This is a genomic window from Ligilactobacillus equi DSM 15833 = JCM 10991 (assembly GCF_001435735.1).
Classification (GTDB): Bacteria; Bacillota; Bacilli; order Lactobacillales; family Lactobacillaceae; genus Ligilactobacillus; species Ligilactobacillus equi.
Window position 1 is genome coordinate 1 of record NZ_AZFH01000183.1, and the last position, 584, is coordinate 584.

Sequence of the window (584 nt, forward strand, 5' to 3'; positions counted from 1 at the left end):
ACGTGATGAGTAGGATTAATTGCCCAATCTAAGATGTTTTTGCTTGCATTAAAATCGCGTTTAATTAACTTGCCTGTGTATTTAGATACCCATTCTCTTTCGGTAACATCATGTTTTTCTTCATGTTTTGTTCCAAATTCAACTTGACTCGTTTTATAAGAATCAACCATAATTAATGTTCTTCCTAAGCGATTAGCCCATTGTTTAAGTAATTGCGACATTTCATAAGGTTTTATCTTAGCTAATTTACGATTTTTAGCCTTATTTTGTTCCTTATTAAGCTCAAAACTTTCTCGACGCATTTCGATAGCATCAAGTTTTTCGATTGCAACTAAGTCGTACTGTCCAATAACTTCTTTTGCCAAACGTGTGTATTCATCTGTGAGAATATGTTTACGTTTTTGATACAAGTACTGAATTTGCTTATTATAATTGGCAATTCTTTTAGATTTTTTTGAAAGCCACGTAAGTTGGTCACGTTGTGACTTCAACTGGTCAATCTTTTTTTCAAGAGCATCTGCTTTTTCAGATACTTTGGAATCAATATAGATTTCATGATCATCAGAAGTATGCCAAGCCTTGTT

General features: G+C 32.9%; 1 protein-coding gene. It reads right to left on the reverse strand.

From position 1 onward, the window contains the following. Nucleotides 1-584, reverse strand: a 584-nt coding sequence (locus FC36_RS10045) for a zinc ribbon domain-containing protein (RefSeq protein ID WP_156409580.1), incomplete at both ends; no start/stop codon positions are given.